Here is a 14101-nt window from a genome sequence, read left to right as displayed (position 1 = left end):
TGATATCTATGAAACTTTTAAAACGAAAGGCTTCTGCAGGCTGAAGGTTTTAGTTTTAATTATTGAAAGATTTGAGAATTTATAATCAGCACATCATAAAACGAATTCTTAGATGATGCAGTATGAACAATAACTATTGTGTAATCTGGTATATTTTGCAACTTATTCTTGACAAAAGGTAACTTTTTCTCTAAAATATATTTAGAGATGTGGCTTTAACAAGATGCGAAATACGGAAACGCTGAGTTTAGTCATTACCAGTACAAATTCCTTAACACGAGGATTCCCTGTATGCGGCATGAGATTTTGAATTAATGCTGTGCATATCTGCCAGCTTTTTATCAGGACCTCCTTGTTGGAAGCCATTTCTCAATATTCCAACAAGGAGGTTTTTTCATATGAAAAAACGTGAAATTTCAAGATTAATGCCCGGAGAAGCATTAAAGCGCATCAAGTCTGCTCAAACGATTGTTGTCATTGGACCAACATCATCTGGAAAGAGTACCTTTATCTATGCACTTGTTAATCATCGCATTATAGGGTTTATAGTAGTTGGTATTGGAGACAAGAGTCAGACAACAATTATTCCATGTAATTTCCTTTTTGACGAACGAATAGAAAAGGATGAATACTTTTCAATGAGAATTAGAACTAAAGAATTCTCGGCAAAGGCAATTCATTTAGAGATTTTAGAAATGCTTGCTAAGGAATTCACAACAAATGGTATGTGTGCCGAGGATACATTGGATTCAATGGATGAGGTTGTATTCCAGAAAGTTCTTGAACCAGAGGATGCTTCATATCATTTAGGAAAAATAGCTGACAAACTATCGTTAGAAGTATTCAAAAATGTAGTTTCCGACGCATTAAATGAAATTGAAGAGGTATCACCATCATTCAATGAAAGAGTTAAGGCTAAGAAAAAGGAATTTGAAAAACAAAAGGTTGTAATGTCAACAATTAGAAGAATGGTATTCGAGGATATGTGGAATGAGTTGGAGCCAAAACTTCTAGATGATTACTATGATTGGCTAAATTCAATTGGTAAAGAAATTATGAATATGCTGAATCAATTGTTTGGAAATGGTAATGGGCTTGGGGAGATTAATGAGTATAGTGTAGAGCAGGATGATGATCTTCCATATGGAGGTTTAATTCTTCAGAATTTGTTTGATCCATACCAACCTTATAGTTTGGTAGTAGAAGATATAGTTCTGGCATGCAGACCACGTACGGAATTGATAGAAAAAGCGGATGAGGATATTCCTCTTCGTTTCTGTCTTAGAGATACCATGGGATTGAATCAGGTGGACATGGACGAAAACTCCATAAAGGACGCACTGGATATAGCATTGAATTGTAGTCCTGACAGCATTCTTCTTCTAATGAATCTTGAGGAGAGAGATGATGTGATTGCTGAATGCTGTGATGTGATTGGAGAGAAAATTGGTAAGGCTAAAAAGCTTGATGTGCCTGTTAATGTGATCTTCACAAAGGCAGACAGAATTATTGGGAACATAATCAATAAGGCTGAGAAAACTACTGTAGAGTTAACACAGGATGATTACAATAGACATATTGAGAGAGCTATCAATTCTATGGAAAGCTCAATAGACTGCTATCTCCAAAAGCTACCGCAGAACAGTGCAACATGGTTGTCAATTAGATATTTGGAAGAACGCATTGACCCAATACAGATTGCACTTAAAGAACTGAAATCAAATAAACTTGTGAAGTTTAAACCAGAAGGGTTATATCAAAAAATAGATGAAATTATTCGTGATACACAGATTCGTATTCTTCCAAAGGGTATGAAAGCACCACTTTTTGTAACAGCAATTGATGCTGAGAAGCCAGCTGTTAGCCTTAAAATAGATGGTACACTAATTTCGGATGTGTTTAATCAAATGCAGTTTACATTAACAGAAGATAAGGCTGTTGTTAATGGATATACCATAACAACGAATCATACTATTAACGGAAGGAGTGTTGTAACATACTACAACAAGTTACAGAGAGGTCAAGGGCATACCACCCGTGCTTATGTATACGGTAATTTCAGTATAAATATGAAAGCTATGCTGAATAAGGTTCTGTGCAATTCCATTCCTGACTTTGCGACTTTGTATGAATCTGAGGTTGTAGGTACGTTGGTTGATAATCTTGAGGAGTCCGAAATCGACCGTATGATAGAAGCTTTCGATGCAAACCGTGAAATCACAGAGTTTGCTTTTGCAGATATCAATCCTGCCATTTTTGCAGGATTATCTCCAAAGGTTAAGAAGAGTCAAAAACTTCATTGGATTTTTAAGCATTATTTCAATTCCTCTGAGAAGTACTATATGGTTATGGATAAGGTTGCCTTCAATCTTTCCTATGGAAACAAGCGCATTCAGAACACTATTGACAAGATATATACCAAGCCGATTAGTTATGATGCAACAATTAGAGAAATGCAAGATACATTCAAAAAAATCTTTGCGACGCAGGCTTTCACAGATATTATTGCAGAAGAAATTGGTGTGGCAATGACGGAATTAATTAATAAGATGTTCATTATCATTTAGAAAGTCAGATTGATACGGAAACCAATATTATAAGGTGGTTCATTCTCATTTATAGTTTTTTTGCTAAGATTAAAGTCCTCAGCATGCTGAGAGTTTTATTCTTAGCAGCTTTGGCTTTTCTTAATTAGGCATAGTCCTTGTATTGCCCTTATTAATGAGATAACTCTCCTTTAAAAGAATTTCAATCATTAATGAGATATTTTCAAGGAGAGTTAATAAATGACAAAGAAAAAAGAAATTAAAGTAATTCCTCCAGATCCGAAATATGACAAGCGTATTAGGGCAGTATAAGAAGTTAATTGTTGTTAAAAATAAGGATCTATCACTTCCCATGGGAAAGTTTTAAGAAGATATAAATTGTAATGAACAAAGCCTTCAAATTAGTATTTGAGGGTTATGTTGCTTACAATTTTGATACAAAAAATATTAGAATGTATTAGCAAATATTGAGATAATTCTTAGCTAAATATAATGGTAATATAGTTGGGAAGAATGAAAAGGTCAAAAAATATGTAGTTAAATTGATAGAATTTAAGAAATATACCTTACCACTAAGGGGGTACTAGATTCTTTTATCATCAGAATCGTCTCTTCAAGGCACGTTGAGACGTGCGTACTTTTGTCCCACAAAAATTCGTAAACATCTCCACCATCCTTATACACCGGAAAATTGAATAAAATTGACTTCAGAGGTAGCTCTGATTCATCACATGGGAAAATCTCTATTTCTTTAATTAGCGAAGAAATTAGAGATTTTTTCTCTTCATCGTTAATTTTGTCATATACCTTATCGAAGTTTGCCAACAGAGTGTAGATGTTCTCCAAGGTAATAGAATCTTGCTCCACAGCCTTGCTGCACACATAATAGTAAATCTCTTTATATGTACCGTCCTTGTTTGTCCATGCGTGTTTATTGGTGTACATCGGTCCGCCGCATTTAGGGCATTTTAAGATGCCACTTAGCAAATGTGCCCTATCTCGACCAATTTTAGAGGGAGATTTTACACCTGTTATTTCTCGTTTTTCATGTGCCTGTGTCCATAGTTCCTCACTGATGATAGCATCGTGCTGACCGTCTGCGAGAATGTAGTCATCTTGGTGGACTTGGCGATATTCATTCTTAGTGCCTTTGACCTTTTTTCTTGTGCGTCTACCGAAAGCAATTTTTCCATAGTATACAGGATTGTCGATTATCATTCTGATAAAATGGGTACTCCATTGGGTTAGTGTACCGTTATCCCGTTTAACCTTTTGAATACCTTGTAAATTAAGATAGTTGGCGATTTTATAAAATCCCATATTCCCATGTACATATTTATGAAAGATAATGCGTACCGCTTCAGCTTCATCTTCTTGGATAAAAAGCTGCTTATCTTTAAGATAGTAGCCATAGGGAGCAAAGCCACCATTCCAACCGCCTTGACGGGCTTTTTCCTTTCGTCCGTTCATAGTCTGCTCAATGATGTTTTCACGCTCTATTTCAGCAACAGCAGACAGTACAGAGATTAAGAGCTTTCCGCTTGTCTGTGATGAGTCAATTCCCTCATCAATGCAAATCAAATTCACACCAAAGGATTGAATATGCTCCAAAGAATTAAGAATGTCGGCGGCATTTCGTCCAAAGCGAGAGAGCTTGTAAACTAAAACATAATCAATGCCTAAGCCATATTCAATATCATTGAGCATCTGCTTAAAGGCAGGTCTGCCCTCAATGGATTTGCCAGATTTACCTGCATCTTCATAAATATCAATAATTTCCATTTCTTCTCTATCTGCAAAACGAGTTAGGCTGTTTTTTTGACCATCTAAGCTGAAGCCGTCAACCTGCATTTCGGTACTTACACGAGGATAAAGTACACATTTTTTTCCACTCCTATTCATAGTCATACCTCCAATATTATTGGAAAACATCATCATTTAGCATGATTTAACTCATTTAAAACTTCTGAACCGTGCTTTTCAATAATCTGTGAAAGCACATTTATGAAATCTTGATATGCTTTAGTTTTAGCATACATTTCATTAGGCTGAGTAGTTTTCTCTGTGTTTTGCGATACTTTTTCGATATTTTCCATTTGCAATCACCTCCAAGTGAATTGCTTACATAAAGTATAAGCAATTTTGTTATTTATGAAAAGTTTGTCATCATATTAGAAATAGCATAATAAACGCACCGCAAATTTACATTGAATAAAAATGCGGTGCGATAAAATTCACCTGTTTGCCGTATTTGCCACGCACCCCGACAAAGGGGATATTTTGAGTTGCTGTTGGCACAGCCATCATAGTCCCACAGTACCATAGCTTGTCCTTTCAAAAGCCACGCATACTGCAGGAACTCCCTCCGTTTTAATCGTATTGAGGGCGAAACGTTACGAAGTATCATTATCCCTTATGTGGGTCATTGCGGACGAGTGTGCTAAACTCGGTCTAACAGTCCATTTTGTCGCTCGGGCAGTATTAAACTCACCTCCCTATACTGCTGTCTTGGCGATGTCTGTTAAGTCGCTTTGCCTTTCGGCTCACATAAGTAATGTACTCAAAATATCGTATATGAAATTGTCAAGGTACAGTAGGAGATAAGCACCCCTCTATATACCGTGACAAAAACAAGCGGTATTCGGAACGTGATTACAAATATTTTTTCAGATATTTTTCAATGCTATGTAATCCTCGTTCAATAGAAATCCTAATAGCTTTTTCACTTACTCCTTCAGCATTTGCAATGGCTGTCTTGCTCATACCAATAAAGTAGTGAGCGCAGATCCGCTTTGCCTGCTTGTCCGGCAGAGAGGCAATAGCAGCGTGAAGCTGTTGACTTGTGAGCTTACGCTCGTAAATCTCATAAGGAGAGAGCGAAACAAACAAGATTTCATGTTCAATCCCATCACCACGGTCAAGTGAGTAATGGGCATTATAGCGGTATTTCTTTCTTTCGTAGGCAGCCTCTGCCTTAGCAAAGTTCTCAAATATTATTGCTACTTCATCAGGTACTTCTAAAAATGTATCTCTGGTGTAATATGGGTAATAGTTTTTTAAATTTATTGTTTTCATGGTTTACCATCCTTTCAATTTTTGTGGGTAGCTAAAATTGAAAGGACGGTGGTGGAGAACGGCAATGAGGCTCTATAAACGAAAAAATGCCCGACTGAGAAAAACTCAATCGGGCATAGCAATATTCACATTCAATTAGATGATGTGTAAGTTCAGCTATATAGCCAGAAAATTCTATAAATGGAGATAGGCCTTTTTTAACGGATGGTAATATGATAATAAAGTTTGTATAAAATCAAACACAGCGACGCCTCCTAAGATACCGCTGTATACCTAAAAAAGGGCGACTTTAATACATCCACCATATATTACTTTTGGGAAAGGAAACGGCGGTTTTTATTATTGGTTTAAATCTGTTATTAATTTCTATTTTTGTTATTGGTAAATATAGTGTTAAATGTAATATTTTTTGGCAGTTAAAGCTAGAGGAACAATATCTATTAAATACAGATTATTGACTTTGCATCTTTTTATCTTCAAATATTTTCTCGTTAATTAATGCTATTAAGTTTTTGCACTTTAATAAGAATGTCTATTTGGGTATCCGTGAAAAATTGATTTATATTATTTAATGGAAATTTCCAAGGGTTTAAATATTCCTCAATAACATCAAATTGCTCATTGTCAGCGAGTTCATAGTTTGGCATTGCACAAACTATATCTTTTAGTTTTGATACTCTATCAAAAAATCCTATCGGAACTGTATAGGCAGCATATAACCCACCAGGAAAAATCTTTTTTACAAATGGTTCTGCAATTTCTATATTTTCTGGGACTGTTATTAGCCTCTCAAAAATATCTATATCCGCATTGCCGCACTTATCAAACTGTGGAACATAACCAAAATGTCGCATAAATGAAATCTCGTTGTCTAGTTTTATATCTCCCATAAAATCTATTATTGCTTTCAAACTGTCTTTTTCTGGTGACGTACTAATACATTGAATTGAAGCAACAGACATTGCAGGAATTTGTACAAATCTAATATCTTGTGTATTAATCATGGCGATTCTCCTTTTATCTTATAATTCATCTTTAAGCCCTGACACCGTGTCAATGTCAAGACTTATATTTTATATTTTGTGACTTGAAGTATAAAAAAACAAATCGTATACTAATAACGAAAGGGGTGAACAAATGCTAAAAATAGGTGATTTTTCAAAACTGACGCACGTTTCTGTAAGAATGCTGCGCTATTATGATAATCAAGGACTGCTTAAACCATCTTATATAGACCCGGTTACTGGCTATCGGATGTACTCTGCGGATCAGGTGCCGGAACTGCAAAAAATTGTACTGTTGCGAGACCTTAATTTTGGAGTAGCTGAAACTACGCAGTTGTTGCAAAATTGGAATAATTCATATCTAACACAAAGCCTTCATGACAAAATTAGGGATATTGAAGAAATTATTAAAATAGAGCAAAGGCGTATTGAGCAGATTCGTTCTGCTATCGTACATATTGCAGCAGATAAATTTGACCAATATTATAATGTAACAATAAAATCTATACCCTCGTACCCAGTTATATCTCTTCGACGTAAGGTGAGTAACCACTTTGATGAGGGAACACTTTGGAGCGAACTTATGGATTTTGTTCATCATGAGCATATTGAGTTTGATAGAAGCAGTCAAAACAATGTTGCAATTTATCACGGCGATGAACACCTGGACTCTGGTGTTGATATTGAAATATGTCTTATTGTAAAGCGGTTAGGCAAGAACAAAGGGGCTTTTACCTATCGTATGCTTGAAAATATTGATAAAATGGCTTGCATGATGGTTTATGGTCCATATGAAAATATTGCAGGTGCTTACTATTCTTTTGCAAATTGGCTTGACAAAAACCACCCATATACTATGGGAAGTCCGTCTCGTCAGGTCACAATTATTGACCATGAGGATACAGATAACCCAGAAGAATACCTAACAGAGATACAAATCCCGCTAATTGAAGTATGATTTGAAAAGATGGGCTGCCCCTTAGGGCAAGCCCTATTTTTCTTGCATTTTCTTTTGAACCCAAATGCCCAATAGGATTAGTGCAATACCGGGAATTACAAAAGGTAGAAGGATACTGATATTTGCTAAAGGGCCGAATACCATCATGCCAAGTGGTGTTGACAGTGAGGACAATAAATCTACATAGGAAAAGGTGCGCCCCATATAGGATTCCTCGGTATTCTCTTGTATGTGAGTGATTAGCGGTGTGTAATATAGAGGACTGCCAATTCCCATTAGGAACATCATTGCGGCAAACAGTAGAATACCACGTGCGGGCAGCAACAGGAGCAGCGTCATTCCAAAAACGATAGATGACAACCCAATGAGTTTGAAGTGAGGAATTTTTAGCTCTCTATATGCCATAAAAAGACTGACTGACAGTGCGCCGATTGAAAACGCTGTTTCTATTACGCTGAGTATCCAAACTTCACCGCCCACATTTTTAGATGCTAACAGTGGCGTAAGCTGTGAAGCCGGAACGACCAGAAACTGAAACACGGTATATAATAGAATTGCACTGCGTAATGCCCTAGAATTCATGATGTAACGAAAACCTTGCACTAGCTCCTCCCGCGTATTTTCATTTCTTTGCAGTATTTCACACGATGGCATGATAATGGTTGCTAAAATAATAATACTGATTACGGCAGTTAAAACATCAATTAGAAATACATACTCCATATCCATAAGGCTCATAACAAGACCGCCAAGCCCCGGCGATACCAATTGAATGACACTCCACACACCGGTATTGATACTGTTTGCTCTCATCAATTGTTCCTTTGGAACAATCTGTGGCAATATACTCTTTGAAGCAGGAAGTTGTATGCCTGTTCCAAAAGAACGTAAAGCATTAAAGAAGAACACCCAGCCTACATTATCTATACCGCTAAAAAAGAAAATTGCCAGTATTAAGGTAGAAAGTGCTATCATTGAGTCGCTTAAAATCACAATACGCTTAGGTGGATAACGGTCGGCGAGTATACCACCGTATAGCATTACCAAAGCTTGTGGCAGAAAAGTTGTAATGGTAACACCTGCAACCAAACTGCCAGAACCAGTTCCTAAAGTAACATACCAGATAATTGCTAACGATACGACGGATGAACCAAGCAGGGATATTCCTTGGCTCACTATATATGCCGCAAGTTTATACTGCCACGTTTCTTTCTTCAACATTCTCATTCGTTTCCTCCTTACAGATATCTGCCAGTAACGCTTGCAGAATTTCTTTTAATCTCCTCCGGACTTCCCGCGGCTACAATCTGCCCTCCGGCGATTCCGCCCTCCGGTCCAATATCAATAACCCAATCAGAGGCTCCGATAATTTCGGTGTTGTGTTCAATAATGTATAGCGAATGACCTGTGTCAACCAATTTACGGAAAATCAGCAGCAGCTTTTCAATATCCTGAAAGTGCAGCCCAGTTGTTGGTTCATCTAATATATAGACCATATGCTTTTTCTGCTTTCCGCTTAGTTCTTTGGCAAGTTTCAGTCTTTGTGCTTCACCTCCGCTGAGAGTAGCAGTGCTTTGCCCTAGTTTTAGGTAAGGCAGTCCCACTTCATCCATCAGGGACAGCTTTTGTACAATCTCTGTAACATCTTCAAAAAGAAATATTGCTTCGGATACATCCATATGCAAGACATCGGCAATACTTTTCCCTTTGTACAGAACCTCCAGAACACCCTCCTGATAGCGACTGCCCTTACATTCTGGGCAAGTAACGTAAGTATCTGCCATATACTGAAAAGCGACTTTAATTTGCCCTTGACCTTCACACACAGGGCATCCACCATCCTTTGAGTTGAAGCTGAAATGGCTTTCATTAAGACCAAGCTCATAAGCTCTGGGTTGTTTTGCAAACAAGCTGCGGATAGTGTCAAAAACGCCAATATAGGTTGCAGGGGTTGAGCGTGAGGACTTTCCAACTGGACTTTGATCCATCTGGACAAACCCATCAATATCCTCATATCCCTCAAAGGAGAGGTAGCTGGAATCGACACACCTTTGATGGTTAATCGCCTTGTTTAGTGCTGGTATCAAGGCACCAAAAATGAGTGAGCTTTTCCCGGAACCGCTTACTCCAGTAATACAGCACATTGAATGAAGTGGAAAACGGACGTTGATATTTTTGAGATTGTTGCCAGTACATCCGTTTAGAGTCATCCACTTGTGAGGATTTATTGTATTTTCTGGCTCACATATTTTGCTATTGCTAAGAAAACGTCCGGTAGCAGACAATGTATTTTTCATAATTTCATCCACAGTTCCTGCCGCCACAATTTCACCGCCAAAAGTTCCTGCACCAGGGCCGACATCAACGATATAATCAGCATTTAGCATTGTCTCTTTATCATGCTCTACAACGATAACAGTATTTCCCTTATCTCGTAAATGCTTGATAGTGTCAATCATCAGATGATGATCTCGTGGGTGCAACCCGATGGAGGGCTCGTCAAGGATATAGGTAAGACCAATTAGTTCACTGCCAAGCTGGCTAGACAACCGTACACGCTGTAATTCACCACCTGAAAGGGTTGGAGCGGTTCGACTCAAAGTTAAATATGGCAAACCAACTTGCAAAAGATTTACAATTCGATTTTGAATTTCGAGCAGGACTTCTTCGGCTTTGCTTTTCTGACTTTTTGAAAGCAATTCTTGCAAGCTACATACCCAATCCCAAAGCTTGTCAATGGGCATCTTTGTCAGCTCAGGCAAACGGTATCCCATAATTGTTGTATATCGGGCTTCATAACACAACAATTCTCCGTGACAGGTGGGGCAGGGAATCTCATGCATATATTCTTTTTGTGGATTATCATTTGACTTGGATTCTCGGAATAATCGCTGTATATGGCTTACTGCTCCAGCTGCGGGGCGATTGATTTCTGTATCACGTCCTCCAGAATTATATTTAAAGCTGTAAATTTTATCCCCTGTGCCGTAAAGAACTGCTTGTCTAAATTCATTCGGTAATTTATCCCAAGGTAAATCTAAATCCACATTCATATCGGCTGCTATTGCATATAATTCTCCAATCATCCAGTTCCCAGTTGGTTTTTTACCACGCAACTTTCCAAAGTAGGAAGTAGCTCCATCCAACACAGATAGGTTGCCGTTCACCACAATAGTATCCGGGTTAACCTCATATAAAATTCCAAGCCCATTGCAGGTATGGCATGCCCCTACATGAGCGTTGGCATTAAACGTCGATGTTGTTAGACCTTGAAACAGGCTGCCGCAAACAGGGCAACGATTTTTATTTTTGCTTTCTTTTTGAACAGGCACTCCGCAATAAGGGCAGTGGGGTATTCCGATTGCAACATATAGCATTCGCAGATGATCCAAAATACCTGTCAGCGTTCCAACGGTAGAACGTGGGTTTTGACTTCCTTTTTTCTGCTCAATAGCAATGGTAGGAGTGAGCCCTTGTATCGTATCAAAATCTGGTTTTTCTATCTGTTCCTGCATTTTGGCAGCATTGGACATATTATCAAGATATCGACGTTTTCCCTCTGCATAAATTGTGTCAAAAGCAAGAGAAGATTTTCCGCTTCCACTTACACCTGTAATAACCGTTAGCTTTTCTTTTGGAATGGTCACATTTACATTTTTTAAGTTGTTTTGACGACAACCTTTTAAAACCAATTGATGGTTATTATCTTTAACGGGAGTAACCACAGTTCGTTTTTTTGCTGATGGAATTATAGAAAACTTTTTCTCCAGCATATCGGGACTCAATGTTTCGCATTGTCCATCAATACCCAACAGTTTAAGTTTTGAATGGATAGCCTCCATGTACTCCGCAGGTAAGCGTTTTTGAAATGCTAAGAGTTCTTCTTCTGTAATGTTAGGATTTGTGGTAAGCATAGCCATCTCATCCAAAAGGTCCTTTTCCTGTCGGCTGAGATTATTATATTTTTTCGTACTAAGCTCCGTCCACAAATCCCAAGGTAAAAGTTCCATACCAAGTAGACTGTTGAAATCATGCAATAGATTTCCTTTGATGGAATGCCAACCCTTCCAGTTTTTATTGTAGCCAAAATCTTCAGGGTGGCGCTCTCCCAAACGGCATAGCGTCCACGCTTGCCCTCCAAGCAGATATCCTACATTTGACGGCATATTTTCCGTGTCAAAAGTCACTCCAAAATGAGCTTTCTGAATGTCATCAAGCTGTGCGTCTACACGCACCCAATGTTGTTTTTCTCTGTCGTAATATTCAATAAGCCAGTGATCCTCATACATTAGTTCACTTTCAAAGTAATTAGCAAAGCCAACACGCAGTCTGGCAGGAATACCTTTATACCGTAGAAAAGATAGGAAGAGCAGAGAGTAGTCTCTACACATCCCAATTAGACGCAAGTTTGCCGGTCTTTTTTTTGACAGGGAGCTTTGGTCGATTTGTAATAATTTTTCTAACATTTGTGGTACAGTGCGTAACAATTCTTCATCCATCTGTCTTTTGCTAAAAGTAGTGTTATACAACTTCCCTTGGTCACCATGAATGATTAATCCCTGCACTATTTTCAGCAATTCTTTTGGAGATGCTGGTAAATCCTCGTATTGGTCTATGAACTGCCGAGGATTGGTTATAATGGTTTGTCTGGAATAAATCTTAAAATCCATATATATTCCTCCTTTTAAACCAACCTTAAGCCTTGACATGGTGTCAGAGTCAAGTGGTTTTTTATCTGTTTAAGAAAACAGCATAAGTAAGTCCAAGTAGTGTAAATATACTGACATTTAATTTGATAAAATGCATAGCAAAGGCTTAATTATTTCAATTGATACGTCGTTGATGTTATAGAATGTTAAATCAGAAGAGAATATGAAAGATTCAGTGTCCTTTTTCTTTTATATTGTTTACGAACAAAAGTGGCAAGCAGGGCATAAGGGTGACCACCTTATGCTTTTGCTTGTTGGGGAGTATCCCCAATCCCCACTCAAACGATGATAAATCATCGTGCTACGCTCCCTTTGGGAGCTGATAAAATCACAGTTCAGCTGACCGCTGTTCCTGTGATTTTTCTTTTGCCTTTTGTTCCTGTTCCAGTCCCAAAATTCGGTCGATATTTGCCTTTGCAGTCAGAATATCCTGCATTTCTTTTCGTGCAATATGGTACTTGCTGTAAGCCTTATTTTTCTCGGAAAACAGCTCATCACATTCGGCTTGCAGTGCTTTAATTGTGGGGAGCTTTTTTACACCAAGTTCCTCAAAAGCTGTCTTTGCAGCCTTATGCAAAGTAAGCTCGTCACGGTGTTCCTCGTAAAACTTTTTGGAATAGCCTGCCTTGCGGTAATTGGTGTAAATAGCTTTGGTTTTGGCATAGTTGATGATGTGTTTTTTCAGCACTTGTATCTCTGCCATACGCTTTTCGGCGGTCTTAATTTGCGTGTTCAGTTCATCAAAAGTAGCGGTGCATTTCTTTGCTTTTTCCTCTAAATCAGCATAGGCAAGGAGCTTGTGTTTCTGCAAGAAATTGACGGTCTGAGCCATCTGTTTTAGGTTGAAAATCTTTGCCCACTGCTCGTAGTCTTTGCCCTTGCCTTGTTGTAATTTTGCCTGTATATCCACAAGGAGATTGACCGATTTTTCTTGCCTTTTCGGTTGTTTAGCAGTGGACTTTTTAACCTCTCTTTTTGGAACATTGTCATTAATGATTTCCTTGATTTCATCTTCTGAATATCCCGCACCCAGAGAACGCAAGCGGATAAATTTCTTCTGCTCTGCACTCTTAAAAGCGTAATGCTTACCGCTTTTTATTTCATAGCCTGCACTTTGCATGAACTGTAAAAACTCATCAAAGGTTTTCGGCTTTTGGACAAGCGCTTCATCTATGGTCTGCCTTAATTTATCGGAGTGAGAAAGGGGCTTATTATCACCAAGCCATTTGCCGTAATGCTCCTTAGAGCGTTTGGGATTTTCAATAATGGACAGTCCATTTTCAAGACAAATGCGGTCAGATATTTTGGCAATCGCCCGACCACTGCCAAGAAAATCTCGAAACTTTTTTGTACAGTCAAGAGAGGTGGAATTAAAGATAATGTGATTATGGATATGGGCTTTGTCTATATGGGTGGCAACGATAAAAGCGTGGTTGCCTTTGGTGAAGCTCATGCCCAATTCATAGCCGATTTTATTTGCAAGCTCGGGTGTTATTCCCCCCGGCTTAAAGGCTTGCCTTATCTGATAAGCAATGACATTGCTTGCTTGTTTTCTGCCTGTAATATCATCATATTGCCGCTTAGAGAGCATAAACTCGCCTTGTACTGTTCGAGGGTCACACTGATAAGAGGATAACAGTTCGTCGTCATTTGTTTTGTGGGGATTTTTCACATAATCGGTGCGGTCAGCAAGGCAAGCTGCAATGGTTTTTCCTTTGTTTTGGTGCATGGAAATGAGCCTTGTGGTAGCGATAATAACACCTCCTGTCATTAAACTCTCAATTGAAATAAATGGTTTTGGGGAGTATA

The 14101-nt window shown here is 38.3% G+C and carries 9 protein-coding genes; 2 read left to right on the top strand and 7 right to left on the bottom strand.

Annotated features, from left to right (window positions below):
* Positions 1–425: 425 nt before the first annotated feature.
* A complete protein-coding gene (locus KQI38_RS21040) occupies positions 426–2567 on the top strand; it encodes a P-loop NTPase family protein (protein WP_216562993.1) in 2142 nt (713 codons plus the stop codon).
* A gap of 531 nt (positions 2568–3098) precedes the next feature.
* On the opposite strand, the gene KQI38_RS21035 is transcribed toward KQI38_RS21040, so the two are convergent.
* The 4 genes from KQI38_RS21035 to KQI38_RS21020 form a co-directional block, all read right to left on the bottom strand.
* Positions 3099–4448 carry a recombinase family protein gene (locus tag KQI38_RS21035; RefSeq protein ID WP_216562991.1) on the bottom strand — a complete coding sequence of 450 codons (1350 nt, stop codon included), beginning with the start codon at positions 4446–4448 and terminating at the stop codon, positions 3099–3101.
* A gap of 32 nt (positions 4449–4480) precedes the next feature.
* The gene (locus KQI38_RS21030; protein ID WP_216562989.1) at positions 4481–4642 is read right to left on the bottom strand and encodes a hypothetical protein; all 162 of its coding nucleotides are present in this window, start codon (positions 4640–4642) and stop codon (positions 4481–4483) included.
* Positions 4643–5198: 556 nt separating this feature from the next.
* Positions 5199–5621, bottom strand: coding sequence for an RNA polymerase sigma factor (locus tag KQI38_RS21025; RefSeq protein ID WP_216562987.1), 423 nt, complete (start codon positions 5619–5621; stop codon positions 5199–5201).
* Between the two features lie 491 nt (positions 5622–6112).
* Entirely contained in the window at positions 6113–6625 is a 513-nt protein-coding gene (locus tag KQI38_RS21020; RefSeq protein ID WP_216562985.1) for an effector binding domain-containing protein, read from the bottom strand.
* A 133-nt stretch (positions 6626–6758) separates the two neighbouring features.
* Between KQI38_RS21020 and KQI38_RS21015 the strand changes: the two genes are divergently transcribed.
* A complete protein-coding gene (locus KQI38_RS21015; RefSeq protein WP_216562983.1) occupies positions 6759–7583 on the top strand; it encodes a MerR family transcriptional regulator in 825 nt (274 codons plus the stop codon).
* A gap of 33 nt (positions 7584–7616) precedes the next feature.
* On the opposite strand, the gene KQI38_RS21010 is transcribed toward KQI38_RS21015, so the two are convergent.
* The 3 genes from KQI38_RS21010 to KQI38_RS21000 form a co-directional block, all read right to left on the bottom strand.
* Positions 7617–8810, bottom strand: coding sequence for an MFS transporter (locus tag KQI38_RS21010; protein WP_216562981.1), 1194 nt, complete (start codon positions 8808–8810; stop codon positions 7617–7619).
* An 11-nt stretch (positions 8811–8821) separates the two neighbouring features.
* On the bottom strand, positions 8822–12253 hold the full coding sequence (gene uvrA, locus KQI38_RS21005; RefSeq protein WP_216562980.1) for an excinuclease ABC subunit UvrA: 3432 nt from the start codon (positions 12251–12253) through the stop codon (positions 8822–8824).
* Between the two features lie 367 nt (positions 12254–12620).
* Positions 12621–14063, bottom strand: coding sequence for a relaxase/mobilization nuclease domain-containing protein (locus KQI38_RS21000; RefSeq protein ID WP_246565961.1), 1443 nt, complete (start codon positions 14061–14063; stop codon positions 12621–12623).
* Positions 14064–14101: the final 38 nt, after the last annotated feature.

The sequence above is a fragment of the Tissierella carlieri genome, assembly GCF_018917285.1.
Taxonomy (GTDB): Bacteria; Bacillota; Clostridia; order Tissierellales; family Tissierellaceae; genus Tissierella; species Tissierella carlieri.
This window is presented reverse-complemented; position numbering and strand designations above follow the sequence as displayed.